Annotated in this window: 18 protein-coding genes; 11 read left to right on the top strand and 7 right to left on the bottom strand. The window is 59.3% G+C overall.

The genetic code is table 11. The features are described from left to right. Nucleotides 1-25 precede the first annotated feature (25 nt). Both ACP15S_RS14905 and ACP15S_RS14900 read left to right on the top strand, forming a co-directional pair. Nucleotides 26-337, top strand: coding sequence for an HNH endonuclease (locus tag ACP15S_RS14905; protein ID WP_425040430.1), 312 nt, complete (start codon nucleotides 26-28; stop codon nucleotides 335-337). Between the two features lie 122 nt (nucleotides 338-459). Further along, nucleotides 460-675 (top strand): hypothetical protein, encoded by a 216-nt coding sequence (locus ACP15S_RS14900; protein ID WP_425040429.1) that lies wholly within the window; start codon nucleotides 460-462, stop codon nucleotides 673-675. On the opposite strand, the gene ACP15S_RS14895 is transcribed toward ACP15S_RS14900, so the two are convergent. Together ACP15S_RS14895 and ACP15S_RS14890 are read right to left on the bottom strand one after the other, a co-directional pair. Next, nucleotides 672-1,514 carry a TIGR00730 family Rossman fold protein gene (locus tag ACP15S_RS14895; RefSeq protein WP_425040428.1) on the bottom strand — a complete coding sequence of 281 codons (843 nt, stop codon included), beginning with the start codon at nucleotides 1,512-1,514 and terminating at the stop codon, nucleotides 672-674. The two genes, ACP15S_RS14900 and ACP15S_RS14895, sit on opposite strands and share 4 nt — an antisense overlap. A 66-nt stretch (nucleotides 1,515-1,580) precedes the next feature. After that, nucleotides 1,581-2,024, bottom strand: a complete 444-nt coding sequence (locus tag ACP15S_RS14890) for a DMT family transporter (RefSeq protein WP_425040427.1) — start codon at nucleotides 2,022-2,024, stop codon at nucleotides 1,581-1,583. Between the two features lie 183 nt (nucleotides 2,025-2,207). On the opposite strand from ACP15S_RS14890, the gene dapD reads away from it, so the two are divergent. Genes dapD through ACP15S_RS14875 form a run of 3 tightly spaced genes read left to right on the top strand, consistent with a single transcriptional unit; the run spans nucleotide 2,208 to nucleotide 3,727 of the window. Further along, entirely contained in the window at nucleotides 2,208-3,035 is an 828-nt protein-coding gene (gene dapD, locus ACP15S_RS14885) for a 2,3,4,5-tetrahydropyridine-2,6-dicarboxylate N-succinyltransferase (protein ID WP_425040426.1), read from the top strand. Next, nucleotides 3,035-3,376: a hypothetical protein gene (locus ACP15S_RS14880; protein WP_425040425.1), complete on the top strand. Its 342-nt coding sequence runs from the start codon at nucleotides 3,035-3,037 to the stop codon at nucleotides 3,374-3,376. The genes dapD and ACP15S_RS14880 overlap by 1 nt, the downstream gene beginning before the upstream one ends. Before the next feature lie 3 nt (nucleotides 3,377-3,379). Continuing rightward, nucleotides 3,380-3,727, top strand: a complete 348-nt coding sequence (locus ACP15S_RS14875) for a hypothetical protein (RefSeq protein ID WP_425040424.1) — start codon at nucleotides 3,380-3,382, stop codon at nucleotides 3,725-3,727. Nucleotides 3,728-3,733: 6 nt separating this feature from the next. Here ACP15S_RS14875 and ACP15S_RS14870 read toward each other — a convergent pair whose 3' ends face one another. Together ACP15S_RS14870 and ACP15S_RS14865 are read right to left on the bottom strand one after the other, a co-directional pair. Next, nucleotides 3,734-4,795: a Hint domain-containing protein gene (locus ACP15S_RS14870; RefSeq protein ID WP_425040423.1), complete on the bottom strand. Its 1,062-nt coding sequence runs from the start codon at nucleotides 4,793-4,795 to the stop codon at nucleotides 3,734-3,736. A gap of 3 nt (nucleotides 4,796-4,798) precedes the next feature. Beyond that, nucleotides 4,799-6,376, bottom strand: a complete 1,578-nt coding sequence (locus ACP15S_RS14865; RefSeq protein ID WP_425040422.1) for a Hint domain-containing protein — start codon at nucleotides 6,374-6,376, stop codon at nucleotides 4,799-4,801. Between the two features lie 268 nt (nucleotides 6,377-6,644). On the opposite strand from ACP15S_RS14865, the gene dapE reads away from it, so the two are divergent. From dapE to rnr, 3 genes are read left to right on the top strand one after another with little or no spacing between them, the layout of a single operon-like run. Beyond that, a complete protein-coding gene (gene dapE, locus ACP15S_RS14860; RefSeq protein ID WP_425040421.1) occupies nucleotides 6,645-7,805 on the top strand; it encodes a succinyl-diaminopimelate desuccinylase in 1,161 nt (386 codons plus the stop codon). Between the two features lie 22 nt (nucleotides 7,806-7,827). After that, nucleotides 7,828-8,397 carry a TIGR04282 family arsenosugar biosynthesis glycosyltransferase gene (locus tag ACP15S_RS14855; RefSeq protein ID WP_425040420.1) on the top strand — a complete coding sequence of 190 codons (570 nt, stop codon included), beginning with the start codon at nucleotides 7,828-7,830 and terminating at the stop codon, nucleotides 8,395-8,397. Nucleotides 8,398-8,438: 41 nt separating this feature from the next. Next, complete coding sequence (rnr, locus tag ACP15S_RS14850; RefSeq protein WP_425040419.1) at nucleotides 8,439-10,697, top strand: ribonuclease R; 2,259 nt, start codon at nucleotides 8,439-8,441, stop codon at nucleotides 10,695-10,697. A 23-nt stretch (nucleotides 10,698-10,720) separates the two neighbouring features. On the opposite strand, the gene ACP15S_RS14845 is transcribed toward rnr, so the two are convergent. Next, complete coding sequence (locus ACP15S_RS14845; protein WP_425040915.1) at nucleotides 10,721-11,320, bottom strand: alpha-ketoglutarate-dependent dioxygenase AlkB family protein; 600 nt, start codon at nucleotides 11,318-11,320, stop codon at nucleotides 10,721-10,723. Between the two features lie 272 nt (nucleotides 11,321-11,592). Here ACP15S_RS14845 and dnaK point away from each other — a divergent pair, with 272 nt between their 5' ends. From dnaK to radC, 3 genes are all read left to right on the top strand, one after another. Then, entirely contained in the window at nucleotides 11,593-13,506 is a 1,914-nt protein-coding gene (dnaK, locus tag ACP15S_RS14840) for a molecular chaperone DnaK (protein ID WP_425040418.1), read from the top strand. An 84-nt stretch (nucleotides 13,507-13,590) separates the two neighbouring features. Continuing rightward, the gene (gene dnaJ / locus ACP15S_RS14835) at nucleotides 13,591-14,742 is read left to right on the top strand and encodes a molecular chaperone DnaJ (protein WP_425040417.1); all 1,152 of its coding nucleotides are present in this window, start codon (nucleotides 13,591-13,593) and stop codon (nucleotides 14,740-14,742) included. A 78-nt stretch (nucleotides 14,743-14,820) separates the two neighbouring features. Beyond that, nucleotides 14,821-15,567, top strand: a complete 747-nt coding sequence (gene radC, locus ACP15S_RS14830; RefSeq protein ID WP_425040416.1) for a RadC family protein — start codon at nucleotides 14,821-14,823, stop codon at nucleotides 15,565-15,567. A gap of 4 nt (nucleotides 15,568-15,571) precedes the next feature. On the opposite strand, the gene ACP15S_RS14825 is transcribed toward radC, so the two are convergent. After that, a complete protein-coding gene (locus tag ACP15S_RS14825; protein WP_425040415.1) occupies nucleotides 15,572-16,837 on the bottom strand; it encodes a lytic murein transglycosylase in 1,266 nt (421 codons plus the stop codon). An 82-nt stretch (nucleotides 16,838-16,919) separates the two neighbouring features. Then, on the bottom strand, nucleotides 16,920-17,741 hold the full coding sequence (locus ACP15S_RS14820) for an ABC transporter permease (protein WP_425040414.1): 822 nt from the start codon (nucleotides 17,739-17,741) through the stop codon (nucleotides 16,920-16,922). Between the last annotated feature and the right edge of the window lie 98 nt (nucleotides 17,742-17,839).

Genomic DNA, 17,839 nt, shown 5'->3' with positions numbered 1-17,839 from the left:
CCCGTAACACCACCTTTGTGCACAGATGAGTGATGACGCACAAGACACTGACCCGGTCTGCCCATTGTGTGGCCGCCCCATTCCCAAGGGCGTGCCGCAATCGAAGCATCACCTTGTTCCGAAGTTGAAGGGCGGCAAAGGCGGCCCAACCGTTCTTATGCATCACATCTGCCACAAGGAAATCCATGCCACGTTGACGGAAACCGAGCTGGCACGGGAGTACGACACGCCTGAAGCGCTGCGCGCCCATCCACGTCTGGCCAAATTTGCGGCCTGGGTCGCCAAAAGGCCACCGGAGTTTTCATCACGCTCCAAGGGCGGGCGACGCAAAAGATAAAACCTTCTGCATCTCGCTTCGCGCCACAATCAAAACGATTTGTCCCAAATTTTCCTCAATTGAGAACCAATGCTGCCCAATGTCTTACGGAAGCTGGCCGCGTAGCGATTGGAGGAAAGACAATGAGTTTCGCACAAAGACATAGCAACAGTTTTGCCGCGCAAGCGATCAAACTCGCCGTTGAGGAACGCCGCCGCGCCTTAAGCACTCGCGAATGGCGCCACCGCCTCGCAGGCTACGGGTATGGTGTCAAAGAAACAGCGCATGGTGCTTATCTGACCGACCTTATCGGCGGCAGTGATGTAGCCATCCTGCCTGCAGATCTCCGCTCGGTCTAACGCCCCGGGATATCCGCGCGGGCCGGCGCTGGTTCCCAGTTGTCGATAATGCGCATCGCCTCATCGGCCGTTTCCACAAAGCGGAACAGGTCGAGGTCTTCGGGCGAAATGGTCCCCGCATCTGACAGCGCATCCCAATTGACGATGCGATCCCAGAAGTCACGTCCGAACAGAAGGACAGGAACGCGCTGCATGCGTCCGGTCTGAATAAGCGTCAGCGTCTCAAACAACTCGTCGAGCGTCCCGAACCCTCCCGGGAAAACGCATATGGCGCGGGCGCGCATCAGGAAGTGCATTTTCCGGATCGCGAAATAGTGGAAGTTGAAGCTGAAATCCGGCGTCACGTATTCGTTGGGCGCCTGCTCATGCGGCAGCACGATGTTGAGGCCAATCGAGACGCCGCCCGCATCCTGTGCACCTCGATTGCCAGCTTCCATGACACCAGGGCCACCGCCTGTGACAATCACGTTTTGCTTTGATCCCTCGGCGAGAGAGCGCTCCGTCATGAGTTGGGAAAAGCGCCGCGCCTCGTCATAAAAGGCCGACAGGTTTTCCAGCGTTTTCGTGCGTGCGCCTGCTTTCTCCGCCGGGGACGGGATACGCGCGCCACCAAAGAGTACAATCGTACTTTCAATACCTGCTTCATCTAGGAGCAATTGCGGCTTGAGAAGTTCCAGCTGCAACCGCACGGGCCGCAATTCTTCACGACACAGAAAATCCTCATCCGCAAATGCCAGTCGATAAGCCGGAGCGCGCGTCTGCGCTGTATCTGGCGTATGATCGGCTTGGGTTCGGTCCGTACGCGCGTCACGGAAGGGGCTGCGGCGTTGATCGTTCATGAGATCTCCTGTGTTCGTGCCCTCGTTAGTGGCATCTCACCCATCCTTTGTCCACGCGCAGACAGATCAGAGTTTGGACAGGACCAGCCCACCGGCCACGAGCGCAACCCCCGCGACCCGGTTGAACGACACGTCATGCACGGGCAACCCGAAAGGACCAAACGCATCCAGCGTCAACGAGACAATCAACTGGCCGAGGATCATCGCGGAAATTGCGGTCACGATGCCAAGCGCCGGAATTGTCCAGAGAATCGCCCAAACGTAGAAAGCTCCCAAGAGACCGCCGAGCAAGAGCCAGCGGTTGACCGCGCCGATCTTGGACAAATGCGCAAAATCTCCCGAATAAAGCGCAATCCCGAGCAAGGCCGCAAAGCCAACGCCAAAGGAATTCGTGGCGGCGGCAACACCGGAATTCAGGCTTGCTCCCAACGCAGCATTCAAAGGCGCCTGCAGCGCCGCCAGCGAGCCCGCGAAAACAATCACGGCCAAAGGCAATAAGGTCTGTGTCATAAAAACAGCTTTCTCAAAAACGGATCAGTCGCCTGAAATAAAAAGGGCGCCGGGTACGTCCACCGTGCTCTGCCTCCGGAACGCACACAAGTCAGGAATACCTGCCATGATTGCAATGGACGGGCCCTGCGCCTATAGGACCGCCAGCAACTTCACCAAAGACACCATCAACAGGGGGCCTTCATGTCCAACGCTCAGCTTGAAACAGCCATCGAAGCCGCCTGGGACGCGCGCGACACCATAACGCCGCAGACCACGGGCGAGACACGCGACGCGATCGAAGATACCTTGAACGCTCTGGACAGCGGCACCTTGCGCGTCGCGGAGCGTCAGGACAACGGCAGCTGGCATGTGAACCAATGGGCCAAGAAGGCCGTTCTGTTGGGCTTTCGCATCAAGGACATGGAACAACATGACGGCGGGCCACAAGCCGGCGGCTGGTGGGACAAGGTCGACAGCAAGTTCAAAGGCTGGGGCGATGACCAGTGGAAAACCGCAGGCTTCCGCGCCGTGCCCAATTGTGTGGTGCGCAAATCAGCCTTCATCGCGCCCGGCGTTGTTCTCATGCCCTCTTTCGTGAACCTTGGAGCCTATGTCGACGAGGGCACGATGGTCGATACCTGGGCCACGGTTGGCTCCTGCGCGCAGATCGGCAAGAACGTACACCTCTCGGGCGGTGTCGGGATTGGCGGCGTTCTGGAGCCCATGCAAGCTGGCCCCACCATCATTGAGGACAATTGCTTCATTGGCGCCCGCTCGGAGGTCGTGGAGGGATGCATCGTCCGGGAAGGGTCCGTTCTGGGCATGGGCGTCTTTATCGGGCAATCCACGAAGATCGTCGACCGCGAGACCGGCGAGGTCATGTATGGCGAAGTGCCGCCCTATTCCGTTGTCGTGGCAGGCTCGATGCCCTCCAAGAACGGGATCAACCTCTACTGCGCCGTCATCGTGAAACGGGTGGATGAGCGGACACGCTCCAAAACCGGCATCAACGAGCTGCTGCGGGATTGATGCGCGGGCTGTCCGCCATTTTGATCTGTCTCGCGGTGCCGGTTTCGGCCGGCCCGTGGGATGGGCTTTACAGGCCCGCCGGGTCGCCGGACTGGAACTGCCTTGATATCGGCATGGATGGCGGCGCGCTACAATTCGAGGACGACATCTTCAAAGGCGTCGAGACCGAATGCCTGCTCGCCAATCCGGTCAATGTGCGTGAGATGGACGCCATCCTCTATAACATGCGATGCACCGGCGAGGGCACGACATCGGCCGAACGCGCCATGGTTATGCGGACACCGCAGGGCGTCGCCCTGATCCGTGACGGCAGTATTGCCCGGTTTGCCCGGTGCGAGTGACCCATGACAGATAAGAAAAAGAAGCCCAAACGCCCACATGAGGTCTACACGCTCGTGGTTCAGGTTGGCCGCAAACCGGGCGACGGGTTGCCCGAAGAGGCGACGGGCGCAGGCCTCGTCTGCTACGCCTCAGGCGTCGACGAAGCAGAGGCCGTCCGCGAAACGGTGGCCATTCTCAAACAAGCCGATCTGGCCCCGCTGGATGTCACAGGGCATGGCACCTTGGCAGAACGCCGCGCATTGGGCGAAGAGATTGGCGAGGAAGAGGTCGAGCTCATGGAGCGTGCACGCGTGGAGAATGCCGTGATCGTCGCGCAGATGACGCCGTTTTTCGACAAAGACGACACGTAGGTCCCGTCAGGCCGCGCGCATCTCAGCCAGCGTAATCGCCTCGAAAGGGCTCAAGGTGCGGTAAGGTCCGGGCGCGTGTTCGGGCAGGAACGCCTTGTCGACATCCGCTAAAAGCGATTGCGCCAGCGCGTCCTCATGCCGTCGGATGCGCCCGATGTAGAGGCTTTCCAGCGAGGCACCTGCCGCCACAACCGGAGCGTTTTCTGGCAAGACCACATGCACATAATGGGCGAGGGGACCGCAGGCATCCCAGACAGCCGCTGTCCCGTTGACCAGGTGGCGCGCGGGCACAAGCACATGCTCGCATCCATAGGTGTATTCGACTTCAGATCCTCCGATCAAAAGGCGCTGCTCCGGGGCCACGACGATATCGCGCCGCAAACCGAAATACGGCGCGCGCAACCGGATCGGAGCGAAACTGCCGAAGGCAGGCACCGTGCGCGACACCTGTGACAAGACCATTTGCGCGTCTTCCCCATCTGTAGCTGCCAGCAGCGCGCCCCGGCGCAAATCCTTGACAGGCAACGGGCCGCATACGCTCATCAGCGGCGTGCCTGCGGCGAGGCTTGGCATCGGCCCAAGAGGTTCGATCTCGTCTGACAAAGCCGCAAAGATCAAATCAGGATGTGCATCCTTCAGATCGAAAAACCCCCCAAGGCGCTGGATGTCCGATGCGGCAATCGGCACCGCTGGCCCCGTATGGGCCCAGCGCGTGATCCGGCGTTCGGGCCATTCGATGGCAAGCCGCCCCCTCGCGGCGGGCACATCCCAGGAATAGGTGATGCGCAGGAAGTCGGCGCGCGCCTCCGTGGCGAGGCTGACCGTTGCATGATAGACCGCGCCCCGACGCGCAACGACCAACACGATCCCCCCTCCGGGCACGACCTTGAGCGACAAGGTGGCCAATTCGGGATGGCTGAGAGACAGGGCTAAAATCGTTTGCGGCTTCTGGGTCGCGGCCAGGCGCGTTTCCACGACAAGCGACCCTTTGGGCGATGCGCTGCCAAAACGCGACAACTGCGTTGGCGAGATCAAACCATCGCGATGAACGATTGCTTTCCAGGCCACGCGCTACGCAACCCCGGCTGTTTGCAAAAGAGCCTGCGCCTCGTAGGAGCGCAACAAGCGCCGCGCCGCAGGCCCATAGCCCGCGCCCGTTTCCGGATCGAGCTCCGGAAACAGGGAACAGATTTCGTCCAAAACGCTTTGCTCGAAACTGTCGCGTACCTGCGGACCCGGCAAAAATGTTTCCGTTGCCAAGCCCTCGGACCAAATGACCTGGTGGCGATCCATCAGAAGATGCACGTATGTCACGTCTCCCCCCAACTGACGGGAGACGCCCCGGCGATGGACAAGCTCTTTTGCCGCGACGAGCACTTCGGCCTCTCCGAACAACAATTCAGCCGTATGATCCGTGATCAAAACGCGATGCTCGGGGGAGAGCCAAAGCTCATCATGCGCCCCCAGCGTATTGGCCTCGATGCGCACCGGCGCGAAAGCGCCTTCGGCCTGCACGGTGCGCTGGCCGATCCAACGCAGGGGTCGATGCCCCTCATCGCGCGTCAAAATGAGATCACCGGGCTGGAGATCTTCAACACGGCGCGGGCCCAGAGCCGTCTCGATCCGTGTCCCGGCCACAAAGCAGGGAACGGAATCCAGCGTGACAAAGCCGGTGTCGTCGTTGCCCAGGCCATCTTCAATTGCGTAGGTGAAGGTGAAGAGCTCTTCGTCACTATCGGCCTCGACGTCGAGCGTCCCGTCCTCGTTCAGCGTGATGACTTGACCGGTCGCGAGGGTGACCGAGTCCCCGGCATCAACGGCGATCCCGTTGATATGCGTGATCTTGAGAAAGCCGCCATCGGCAACGATATCATTGCCCAGCACATCAATCGTTGTGGTCTCGTCGGGGCGGATGGTCTCGACATCATCCTGCGCAACGAGTTCCGTCTGAACGGAGCCCGCTTTGATCAAGAGATTGGAATCGTAGCTCGCATCCGCCACATCCGCGACGCCGATGCGGATCGAGTTCACCTCGTCACGCATCACCGGGATCGTCAGCGTCATGGTGATCGTAAGCCCATCCATCTCGGAATTCACGACACCGTCAGCATTATCGACATAGAGATTGGTGTTGTCAGCCTCGTTTACATTGCCCGGGTCGATGTCCCCGTTGCCTATTGACAATTCGACCTGTTTGCCGTTGATCCAGACCCCGACGAAATCCTGAAAGACCGAGTTTACAAACTCCGGATATTCCTCGGAGCCAAAGACGAACTGCATCGTCATCACGTCGCCGGTGGGAATGAAATCCACGTCGATGTAGGAGGCGTCATACGTCCGCGTGCCTGCGGCATCGTTGAAATCGGTGTTGTCGTCTTCGCCTTCGGTGTTGGTCGATGTCCAATCGAGCGTGTTTCGATCACCCGTCTCATTGGTGTAGTCTTCGACCCGACCGGTCGAAAAGATGACGCCTTCATCCCCCGGCGTGGCTCCGGGCGCGATGCTGTCGCCATTGCTGTAGAGACCGGCTGAGCGCGCATCACCTGTGTAGGTGGCATCGACAACCGTTACACCTTTGCCGAAGATCGTTTCTGCCATCGTGCGCGCATCGGCGCTCGTGTCATAGGTCAGCTCACCTGTGCCAGGCATGGTTTCACCTCACGTGCAAACCCGTATCCATGGCAACGCAAACAGCCGGGCGCGCATGGCCCGTTTGTCGAAGTAAACTGCTCTTGGCCATCTGTTGCGATGGCCGGTGCCCTGCCTCGGGTCTTTGATTTTCCTCAGTGGTATCATGGCACTACCGCGCCTGTCATCGCACCTCGATCACAGGCCAACCCGCCCGCAGCATTTTCGCCACATTTGCGCGCATCCGCGCATTGCGCTACGCCTTGAGACGAACAGACAGAGAAGCAACATGACAAGCCCCACCGATCCTGCAAAACTGACCGCGGCCTTGGTCAAATGCCCGTCGATTACACCCGAAGAAGGCGGCGCCTTGGTCTTGCTCCAAGATCTACTGGAAAGCGCGGGATTTGTGTGCGCCCGCGTTGATCGAGGCGGCGTCTGCAACCTCTTCGCGCGCTGGGGCGACAAAGAACACCCCCGCACCTTTGGCTTCAACGGCCATACCGATGTCGTTCCTCTGGGAAATCCCGAAGACTGGAGCAAGCCGCCCTTTGGTGCCGAGATCCATGACGGCTTTCTCTATGGGCGCGGGGCAACAGATATGAAATCCGGTGTGGCGGCCTTTGCCGCAGCCGCCGTGGATTTCGTGCGCGAGACGCCGCCCGACGGCGCTGTGATCCTGACCATTACAGGCGATGAGGAAGGAGACGCGCTGGATGGCACCACCGCGCTTCTCGATTACATGGCGACCGAGGGCGAGCGCATGTCCGTTTGTCTGGTGGGCGAGCCCACGAGCCCTGACCATATGGGTCAGATGATGAAAATCGGGCGGCGCGGATCGCTCACGGCGTGGTTTACTGTGACGGGCGAGCAAGGCCATTCCGCCTATCCGCACCGCGCCAATAACCCCCTGCCTGCCATGGCGCGGCTGATGGACCGGCTGGCCTCCCACGAGCTCGATACCGGGACGGAACATTTTGACGCCTCGACGCTGGCCGTTGTGACGATTGACACAGGCAATCCGGCCACCAATGTGATCCCGGCGCAGACCAAAGCCACGGTCAATATTCGCTTCAACGATGCCCATTCCGGCGCGTCGATCACCGAATGGCTCGACAAGGAAGCCAAGGTTGTGGCGCAGCAATTCGGCGTGCAGATCGACATGGACGTGAAAATCTCCGGCGAGAGTTTCATCACGCCGCCGGGGCCGCTCTCTGAGCTTGTGGCTCGCGCGGTTGAGGCGAAAACGGGTGTGGTGCCGGAGCTGTCGACCACAGGTGGCACGTCAGATGCACGATTTGTGAAGAACCATTGCCCGGTCGTCGAGTTCGGTCTGGTGGGCAAGACGATGCATCAGGTGGATGAGCGTGTCGAGGTGCAACAGATCCACCAGCTGAAAGAGATCTACAGCCAGATCCTGCGAGACTATTTTGCCTCGAATAACACCTAAGGCCCGGCCCCGCCTCGTCGTCATGCTAAAAGAACCCCACCCCGGTCGGGTCAAAACACGGCTTGGACGGTCCATCGGCATGGTCGGGGCTGCATGGTGGTTTCGCCATCAGGTGAGAGCTTTACTGAGACGCCTTGAAGATCCCCGCTGGGACTTGATCCTTGCCGTTGCGCCGGATCACGAAGGGCTTCAAAGCCGCGTGTGGCCTGCGCATCTGCCAAAAGTGCCGCAAGGCACGGGTGATCTGGGTGCCCGCATGGGGCGGATCTTTCGCAGCCTGCCACCGGGCCCCATGTGCATCATTGGCGCAGATATCCCCAGCATCTCAAAGACACATATCGTACAGGCTTTTCACGCTCTGGGCGCACAGGACGCCGTGTTTGGGCCTGCCCCGGACGGTGGCTACTGGCTTATCGGGCTCAAACGCCGAGCAGCGGTGCCGGCATCGCTTTTTCAAAATGTCCGTTGGTCGAGCCCGCATGCCCTGCAAGACACCCAAACGTCCCTTGCAGGCGCGCGCATAGCTCATATCGCAACCTTGCGCGATGTGGATACAATCGATGATCTGGTCGCGAGCGCCACACCATCGTAAAGGCCCATGACGCGGCTACAGGAGCGTGATAGGGCGTTGGTATGAGCAGATTTCCCAGCAAAGCCGAGATTCTCGATTGGATCACGGCCAACCCAACCCTCACCGCAAAGCGTGACATCGCAAAAGCCTTCGGCATCAAGGGCGCCGCGCGCATTGATCTCAAGCGCCTCCTCAAGGAGTTGGAGGCCGAGGGAAACCTGCAAAAGCGCAAGAAAGCCTACCGCGATCCTGACCGTTTGCCGCCTGTCTCGGTGCTTCAAGTGCAAGCGCCCGATGAAAACGGCGATCTCTTTGCCAAACCGCTGGAGTGGCAAGGCGAAGGCACGGAACCTGTCGTGCTGCTCATCCTGCGCGCGGCGGATCCGGCTCTGGGCGAAGGGGATCGCATTCTTGCCCGACTGACCGCCGTAGATGCGGGCGATCACGCCTATGAGGCGCGTCTCATCCGCCGTATCGGGAGCAACCCGCGCCGCATTCTGGGTGTGTTCCGGAAAGGGTCGGAAGGAGGCCGGATCGTTCCCATCGACAAGGGCTCTGACAAAGAGTGGCTGGTTGACGCGGGCGCGGATCATGGCGCAAAGGACGGCGAACTGGTCGAAGCGGAGCAAGCGGGACCCAAAGCGCGTATGGGCCTGCAACGGGCCCGCATCGTCACACGTTTGGGCGATCCCAGCGCGCCGCGCGCCGTCTCTCTCATCGCCATTCATCAGCATGGCATACCAGACGACTTTCCAGACAAGGTCATGGAAGAAGCCGACAGCTTCAAACCCGCGGGGCTCAAGGGGCGAACCGACCTGCGGGACCTGCCACTCATCACCATCGACCCCTCCGACGCCCGCGACCATGACGACGCAGTCTATGCGCAGCCCGATCCGGATCCGCAGAATGCGGGCGGCCATATCATCTGGGTCGCGATTGCAGATGTTGCCCATTATGTGCGGTCCGGGACGGCGCTGGACCGCGAAGCGCGCAAACGTGGCAATTCCAGCTACTTCCCGGACCGTGTCGTGCCCATGCTGCCCGACCGGTTATCAGGCGATTTGTGTTCCTTGCATGAAGGTGTGCCGCGGGCCTGTATCGCAGTTGAAATGCGTATTTCCGAGAGCGGCGCTCTGATTGGCAAACGCTTCGTGCGCGGGTTGATGCGCTCACCCGCCGCGCTGAATTACGAAGAAGTTCAGGCCGCCATTGATGGTGCGCCCAATGACAAGACCGCCCCGCTCCTCGATGATGTCCTCAAACCGCTCTATGCCGCCTATGACGCCCTGAAACGTGGGCGCGCCGAGCGCCAGCCTCTGGATCTCGAGCTGCCGGAGCGACGCGTCGTGTTGGATGAAGACGGCAAGGTGACCTCCATCGCCTTTCGCGACAGGCTTGATGCGCACAAACTGATCGAAGAATGCATGATCCTGGCCAATGTGGCGGCAGCGGAAGTCCTGATCGCCAAGAAACAGCCGCTTCTCTTCCGCGTTCATGAAGAACCACCGCAAGACAAACTCGAAAGCCTGCGCGATACCGCCGATGCCGCAGGCTTCACGCTCGCCAAGGGTCAGGTTCTCAAGACGTGGCATCTCAACAAGCTGCTTAATGACGCGGCGGGAAGCGACGAGGCGGAATTGATCAACATCGCCACGTTGCGGTCAATGACACAGGCGTATTATTCGCCCAAGAACTTTGGCCACTTCGGCCTCGCCCTTCAGAACTACGCCCATTTCACATCACCGATCCGGCGGTATTCCGATCTTATCGTGCACCGCGCATTGATCACGGCCCATGGTTGGGGCGATGACGGGCTGACCCGTGATGACGAAGATCGTCTGGAACAGACGGCATCTCATATATCCGAGACCGAGCGGCGGTCCATGTTGGCTGAGCGCGACACAACCGATCGCTATCTCGCGGCCTTCCTGTCAGAACGGGTGGGCGATGAATTTGAAGGGCGTATCAGCGGCATCGCCAAGTTCGGCGTCTTTGCGAAGCTCGACGAAACAGGGGCGGACGGATTGATCCCCATGCGAAATCTGGGCAGTGAGTATTTTCATTTTGATCAGGACAGCGGCACGCTCATGGGCGCGGACACGGGGCAGGTGATTGGTCTGGGCATGCGCGTGCTCGTGCGCCTCTCGGAAGCCGCGCCTGTGACCGGCGGGATCGCCTTTGAGCTGCTCGAGATCAACGGCAAGCCCCCGAAACAGGGCCGCGGCACTCAGAGGCGCGGCAAACCCGCCAAGCGACGCGTGACCCGGGCGGCCAAGGTCGCGCGCAAAAAGGCCACAAAAGTCAAACGCACGCGTCGTTGACGCCTGGCTCGGTCGTTACTTCGTTACGTGACGACCCGCATGGTCACGTTGATCCGTCCTCCTTTGGGCAATAGCCGAGAGGAGCCAAACCGGATGCGATCCACGCCATGATGCACCAGGCGCGCCTCGCCCCCGAGCACAGCAATATCACCCGATTGCATCCAATGGCTCGCCGTTTTGCCGCCCTTTGTGACAGAGCCCACGCGAAACATTCCATCGTCGCCCAGCGAGACCGAGAGGACGGGCTGCGTAAAATCCGCTTCATCGCAATCCTGATGCAACCCCATCCGCGCCCCTTCCCCGTAGAAGTTGATGAGGCAACACTCCGGCGCCCGCGCACTCGGGCAATACGCATTCCATAATGCGAGAAGAGCCGGCGGGATCGGCGGCCAGGCATGTCCTTCGGGGTGCCGCTCGGCGTAGCGGTATCCGCTTGCATCGCTAACCCAACCAAAAGCGCCTGCCGCCGTCATGCGAACAGACATCTTGCGGCCCCCCGGCGTTGTCGGCTGAACCATCGGCGCCGCGCGCGCAATGGCGCGCACGTCTTCCAAAAGCGCCTCCTGCGCGGCCAAGCCGAGCGCGCCCTTGATAATGCGCACGCCGCGTAGATCGATTTCCATGCCTGCCTCTTCGCCACGCTCCACAAGTTCTGCCCATGTTGCGATAGCCGCATCGTGCCATCCCCGGCTGAAAATTGTACCGATGCACACAAAAAGCGAGGTAATTTCTCGCAAACTAGGCGTTTCCCGTGCTTGCAGCCTCCCACCCCCCCTCCTATATACACCTCGGATCGGCGGTGACCTGCACCGCTTTCTAACATCAACCATGGGCCGGGTGCTTCATTCATGGAGGCTCGCGCCGCTTCAATCGCCTATAAGAAAGGGATCGACACATGGCAAAAGTCATTGGTATTGACCTTGGGACAACAAACTCCTGCGTCGCAATCATGGACGGCTCTCAGCCACGCGTGATTGAAAACGCTGAAGGAGCGCGTACAACGCCCTCTATCGTAGCTTTCACAGAAGACGAGCGTCTCGTGGGCCAGCCCGCGAAACGCCAAGCCGTCACAAACCCCGACAACACGATTTTTGGCGTCAAGCGCCTGATCGGTCGTCGTGCGGATGACGAGCATCTCAAGAAAGACAAAAAGAACCTGCCCTTCAATGTCATCGACGGTGGCAACGGGGATGCATGGGTGGAGAGCCGGGGCGAGAAATACTCTCCCTCACAAATCTCCGCATTCATTCTCGGCAAGATGAAGGAAACCGCCGAGAGCTATCTTGGCGAAGACGTGACACAGGCCGTGATCACGGTCCCTGCCTATTTCAACGATGCGCAACGCCAGGCGACCAAAGACGCCGGCAAGATTGCGGGTCTCGAAGTGCTGCGGATCATCAACGAACCGACGGCGGCTGCGCTGGCTTATGGCCTAGACAAAGCCGACACGCAGACGATCGCTGTTTACGACCTCGGCGGCGGTACGTTCGACGTGACGATCCTCGAAATCGATGACGGTCTGTTTGAAGTCAAATCCACCAACGGGGATACCTTCCTCGGCGGTGAAGACTTCGACATGCGGATCGTGTCCTACCTGGCCGAAGAGTTCAAAAAAGAGAATGGTGTTGACCTGACGCAGGACAAGATGGCCCTGCAGCGTCTCAAAGAGGCGGCAGAAAAGGCGAAGATCGAGCTGTCTTCGGCAAGCCAGACCGAGATCAACCAGCCGTTCATTTCCATGGGCTCCAACGGTCAGCCGCTGCACATGGTCATGAAGCTGACGCGTGCGAAACTGGAAAGCCTGGTGTCCGATCTGATCAAGCGCTCGCTCGATCCGTGCAAAGCTGCACTGAAGGATGCAGGCTTCACCACATCTGACGTGGATGAGGTTGTTCTGGTCGGCGGTATGACCCGCATGCCGCGCGTGATTGAGGAAGTCACCAAGTTCTTCGGCAAAGAGCCGCACAAGGGTGTTAACCCCGACGAAGTCGTGGCCATGGGCGCCGCGATCCAAGCGGGTGTTCTGCAAGGCGACGTGAAAGACGTGGTCCTGCTCGACGTGACCCCCTTGTCGCTCGGCATCGAGACGCTTGGCGGTGTTTTCACGCGCTTGATCGACCGCAACACGACGATCCCCACCAAGAAGAGCCAGATCTTCTCGACGGCGGAGGACAACCAGAACGCCGTGACGCTGCGGGTGTTTCAGGGTGAGCGGGAAATGGCTGCGGACAACAAGATGTTGGGCCAGTTCAACCTCGAAGATATCCCGCCCGCGCCTCGCGGCATGCCTCAGATTGAGGTCACCTTCGATATCGACGCCAATGGCATCGTGAAGGTCGGCGCCAAAGACAAAGGCACCGGCAAAGAGCAGGCGATCACGATCCAGGCGTCCGGTGGTCTCTCCGATGAGGACATCGAGCAAATGGTCAAGGATGCCGAGGCCAATGCCGAGGCAGATAAAGAGCGCAAGGAACTGGTCGAAGCCAAAAACCAGGCCGAGAGCCTGATCCACTCGACCGAGAAATCGCTTGAAGAGCATGGCGACAAGGTGGACCCAACCACCGTGGAAGCCATCGAATTGGCTGTTGCCGCTCTGAAAGACGAGCTTGAGACCGAAAACGCCGACAAGATCAAATCGGGCATCCAGAACGTCATGGAAGCTTCGATGAAACTGGGCGAAGCCATCTACAAAGCCAGCCAGGAAGAGGCCGGCGAGGAAGCGCCTGAAGAGGCAGATGGCCCCGCAGCAAGCGATGATGACATCGTGGATGCGGATTTCGAGGATCTTGACGACAACAAGCGCTCATAAGTTTGAGCGCCTGTTCGGAAATGAAAACAGGGGCCGGTCCAATAGACGGGCCGGCCCTAGTCATTTCCGGGAAGGAGGGCTGTAATGTCCAAACGTGATTTTTATGATGTGCTTGGCGTGGCCAAAGGCGCCCCAGCCGATGAGATCAAAAAAGCCTATCGTCGCAAGGCCAAGGAACTGCACCCGGACCGCAACTCGGACAACCCGAACGCGGAAAACCAGTTCAAGGAAGTCAATGAAGCCTATGACGTCCTGAAGGACGCTGAAAAGAAAGCCGCGTACGACCGGTATGGCCATGCGGCATTTGAAGGTGGCATGGGTGGCGGTGGCCGCCCCGGCGGCGGCTTCGGCGGCAATCAGGGCGATTTCGCCAGTGCCTTTTCCGATGTGTTCGACGATCTCTTCGGCGACTTCATGGGCGGCAATCGTGGGGGCGGGCGGCAACGTGCCTCGCGCGGCTCGGATCTGCGTTACAATCTCGGTGTTTCGCTGGAAGAAGCGTACTCCGGCCTGCAAAAAACCATCAATGTTCCGACATCTGTTGCTTGCGCGTCCTGCAATGGTTCAGGAGCCGAAGGTGGCGTAGAACCCACGACCTGCCCAACCTGCTCAGGCATGGGCAAAGTACGCGCGCAACAAGGCTTCTTCACAGTCGAACGCGGCTGTCCGACCTGTGCGGGCCTGGGCCAGATTATCAAGAACCCCTGCAACACCTGTAGTGGCGCCGGGCGCGTGGAAAAAGACCGCGCGTTGAGCGTCAACATCCCCGCTGGCGTCGAGACAGGCACGCGGATCAGGCTGTCCGGTGAAGGTGAGGCCGGTATGCGGGGCGGTCCCCCCGGTGATCTTTACATCTTCATCGAAGTTGCGCGCCACGAGTTGTTCGAACGAGAAGCCAACAACCTGTTTTGTCGCGTGCCCGTGCCACTGGCGAAAGCTGCGCTCGGCGGTGACATTGAGGTCCCGACGATTGACGGCGGACGCAGCCGGGTCAAAATTCCGGAAGGGAGCCAATCCGGTCGGCAGATGCGCCTGCGCGCCAAAGGTATGCCCGCGCTGCGCGGCGGTGGACATGGCGACATGTTCATCGAGCTTGCCGTGGAAACACCTGTCAATCTGACGGCGCGACAACGTGAGATCCTGCAGGAATTTGACACCCTGTCGGAAGACAACAACCCGGAAAGCAAAAGCTTTTTCAGCTCGGTCAAGAGTTTCTGGGACTCGATGAAAGGCTAAGGCGTCCGCGCCTTGGCCACTTTACAGGGTTGTGCTTGTTAACTCTTTTTTCACCGAGAATCACAGATGATCGGGTGCATGAGAGAAGCGCCAAACCTATTTGATGCCGACGAGGCCTCCGCCCGCGCCATTCCGGGGCAAAAGGGCCGTATGCCATCCTACATCACCGACCATCGCAAACGTTTACGCGAGCGCTTTATGCGCGGCGGAGCCGATGCAATGCCGGATTATGAGATGCTCGAACTGGTTCTCTTCCGGGCAATCCCGCGGCAGGATGTAAAGCCCCTTGCGCGGCGACTCCTCGACCGCTTCGGAGACTTCAATGGCGTGATATCAGCGCCCGCCATGCGTCTGCGCGAACAGCACGGGGTCGGCGAGGCGGTCGTGCAGGAATTGAAGATCGTTGAGGCCGCAGCCCAGAGACTGGCCCGGGCCCGGGTCATGCAGCGGCATGTGGTGTCAAGCTGGGGTCAACTCATCGACTACTGCCACACGACCATGGCGCATCGTGAAACAGAACAGTTTCGGGTGCTCTATCTGGATCGCAAGAACGTCCTCATCGCGGATGAAGCGCAGGGAGAGGGAACAGTGGATCACGTCCCGGTCTACCCACGAGAGGTTGTGAAACGCGCATTGGAATTGAACGCATCCGCGCTGATTTTGGTGCACAATCATCCATCCGGCGATCCGACCCCCAGCAAAGAAGACATCGCGATGACCCAACAGGTCGAAGCAGCGGCGCATGCGCTCAGCCTGACCCTTCACGATCACATAATCGTTGGGAAATCGAGGGAGCTCAGCTTCCGCTCCGAAGGGCTCTTGTAGCGCTTCAGGATCTCAATTGCTTCAAAATACGCAAGGATGCATAGCCGTCTGGAACTACACCAATGCTGCGTTGGTAGTCCCGTACCGCCTGAATGGTCAGAGGACCAATCTTTCCGTCGATGCCCTGGGTGTCAAAACCCGCAGAGGTCAGCCGCCTCTGGAGCTCCAAACGCTCTTCGAGCGTGAGCGCACGGTCGTCGCGCGGCCAGCTTGCCTGAATAGCCGAACCGCCAGCAATCCGGTCCGCCAAATGACCGACACCGATGACATAGGCATCTGCGGTATTGTAGCGCTCCAGCACCTCGAAATTGTCGAACACGAGGAAAGCCGCACCTTGCGCCCCCGCCGGTAGCAAAACAGAGGCCTGACCATGATCCGGCACGGGACGGCCGTCCCAACCGACCACACCGCTTTCGGCCCACAATGACGGCAATTGCATATTGTCCCGCCGCGCCAAAGTGTAATCGAAGCCCTCTGGCAGTTGCACCTCCACGCCCCAAGGCTGACCAGACACCCATCCGAAATGCTTCAGATATGCGGCAGTTGATGCAAGGGCGTCTGTCGGATCATCAGACCAGATGTCGCGACGACCATCCTGATCATGATCGACAGCGTATGCGAGGTAAGAGCTCGGCATGAATTGCGTATGCCCCATGGCACCCGCCCAGCTGCCGCGCATTTGATCTGGTCCGGTATCACCAGCCTGCAGAATTGTCAGCGCTGCGATTAACTCGCCTTCGAAAAACGCACCACGACGACCGTCGTAGGCCAAAGTCGCCAATGCATCAAGAATGGTGGTCTTGCCCCGCACCGCCCCATAGGCACTCTCCAGACCCCAGATGGCCACGATAATTTCCTGTTCCACACCATAGCTTTTTTCGAGCTCGCCAAGGGTCGCTGCATGACGTTCGAGGGCACTCTTGCCATTTCGAATGCGCGCGTCGGACACGGCGGTATCCAGATAGTCCCAAATGGTCTTTGTAAACTCGGATTGATTGCGATCGCGGCGGATAATGTCCGGATCATAGGTCACATCTGACAACATCTGCCGTGCAAATTCCGGCGCAATTCCGGCACGTTCAGCCCGCGGCACGAAGTCTTCGACCCAGGCCGCGAGCCCATCAGCTTTGCTCAGCTCGTCAGCGACGCTCTGGCTGGCCTCTAGAACTCTTGCGAAAGGGCGAGGTGAGGTGTCCAGGCCCTGCGCGCGGGCAGACGCAAACGGCATCAGAGCGATCACTATTCCCAAGCACAAAAATCGATACAGCATGGCTGGCCTCCCGCTCGAGCTTTGGGAGAGTCTATCAGCCATGTGGAGGAGTGAAAGTCAGGCCAAGCTGATCGGCAACAAATTACCGACGCGCATTCCAACTCGCCGAAGCGTGCTTGCGTGTGAAAAACTCACCCATGAGCCCGACGCAAAGCAGGATCACCCCGACAAGCAAAGGATACTCGATCGAGGAATTGCGCGGAAAATAGTTCACAAACGCATAGCCCCGGGATTGGTCAATGGCGTGGAAGAGCGGGTTCCAGTCAAACATGACAAGCATGTAAGTTGGCAACGTATTGGCGACGAACATCTTGCCCGATGCGATCATATTCGCGCGCTGGTAAACCGTTGACAGGATGCTGATCGGTGTTGGCGCCCAAGGTTTGATCGCCAGGAAAATCATGCCGATGGCAGCCCCTGTAAACCAGGCCAGCAGGAGCATCGCGAGACAACCGATAGGATCGTAGATTTCGATCGGGTTCCACGCGACGTGGTAAATATACAAGATCAGGATGGCCGAGAGGACCTGTATATACAGAACACTCAACAGGGCTGAGCAAATCGCGATGATCGTGTTCATCGGCGCGTGCTGCATCATCGGCGATGCCGGCCCTTCAGACCCGACGACAGCTCCCATGGCTTTGGTATGGGTCAGATACAGGAAAATTCCCGTCATGATATAAACGAGGAAGTCGCCCCGCAGTGCGATCCCGCGCAAACCCAGAACAGAGAACATCACGAAAAAGACGGCCACGAACATGATCGATTGCAGCATGTTCATCAAGATCGACATCAGGGGGTTGCCATGCATCTTACGCACGTGGCGCACGGCCCCGTGGTAGATCAATTCCGCAGTTACAACCGCAGAAGCAAGTTTCGTCTGGGTCTGGCGTTGTTGAAACATGGCCTTCCTGCTCCAGCTCTCTGATCTCAATGGCACGGAATTCTTGCTGTTCCGTTAGCGTGCGAGCATAACGAAGCCATCGTCAAATAATAGAAAAT

This window comes from Primorskyibacter sp. S187A (genome assembly GCF_049800955.1).
Classification (GTDB): Bacteria; Pseudomonadota; Alphaproteobacteria; order Rhodobacterales; family Rhodobacteraceae; genus JAKVBH01.
This window is presented reverse-complemented; position numbering and strand designations above follow the sequence as displayed.

Bases quoted from the DNA above. Each gene is read 5' to 3' on its own strand.
- ACP15S_RS14855 (WP_425040420.1), top strand. From the start codon at position 7,828: ATGCTAAAAGAACCCCACCCCGGTCGGGTCAAAACACGGCTTGGACGG.
- dnaK (WP_425040418.1), top strand. From the start codon at position 11,593: ATGGCAAAAGTCATTGGTATTGACCTTGGGACAACAAACTCCTGCGTC.
- dapE (WP_425040421.1), top strand. From the start codon at position 6,645: ATGACAAGCCCCACCGATCCTGCAAAACTGACCGCGGCCTTGGTCAAA.
- ACP15S_RS14875 (WP_425040424.1), top strand. From the start codon at position 3,380: ATGACAGATAAGAAAAAGAAGCCCAAACGCCCACATGAGGTCTACACG.
- radC (WP_425040416.1), top strand. From the start codon at position 14,821: ATGAGAGAAGCGCCAAACCTATTTGATGCCGACGAGGCCTCCGCCCGC.
- ACP15S_RS14890 (WP_425040427.1), bottom strand. From the start codon at position 2,024: ATGACACAGACCTTATTGCCTTTGGCCGTGATTGTTTTCGCGGGCTCG.
- ACP15S_RS14845 (WP_425040915.1), bottom strand. From the start codon at position 11,320: ATGGAAATCGATCTACGCGGCGTGCGCATTATCAAGGGCGCGCTCGGC.
- ACP15S_RS14900 (WP_425040429.1), top strand. From the start codon at position 460: ATGAGTTTCGCACAAAGACATAGCAACAGTTTTGCCGCGCAAGCGATC.
- ACP15S_RS14895 (WP_425040428.1), bottom strand. From the start codon at position 1,514: ATGAACGATCAACGCCGCAGCCCCTTCCGTGACGCGCGTACGGACCGA.
- ACP15S_RS14820 (WP_425040414.1), bottom strand. From the start codon at position 17,741: ATGTTTCAACAACGCCAGACCCAGACGAAACTTGCTTCTGCGGTTGTA.
- ACP15S_RS14865 (WP_425040422.1), bottom strand. From the start codon at position 6,376: ATGCCTGGCACAGGTGAGCTGACCTATGACACGAGCGCCGATGCGCGC.
- ACP15S_RS14825 (WP_425040415.1), bottom strand. From the start codon at position 16,837: ATGCTGTATCGATTTTTGTGCTTGGGAATAGTGATCGCTCTGATGCCG.
- ACP15S_RS14905 (WP_425040430.1), top strand. From the start codon at position 26: ATGAGTGATGACGCACAAGACACTGACCCGGTCTGCCCATTGTGTGGC.
- dnaJ (WP_425040417.1), top strand. From the start codon at position 13,591: ATGTCCAAACGTGATTTTTATGATGTGCTTGGCGTGGCCAAAGGCGCC.
- rnr (WP_425040419.1), top strand. From the start codon at position 8,439: ATGAGCAGATTTCCCAGCAAAGCCGAGATTCTCGATTGGATCACGGCC.
- dapD (WP_425040426.1), top strand. From the start codon at position 2,208: ATGTCCAACGCTCAGCTTGAAACAGCCATCGAAGCCGCCTGGGACGCG.
- ACP15S_RS14880 (WP_425040425.1), top strand. From the start codon at position 3,035: ATGCGCGGGCTGTCCGCCATTTTGATCTGTCTCGCGGTGCCGGTTTCG.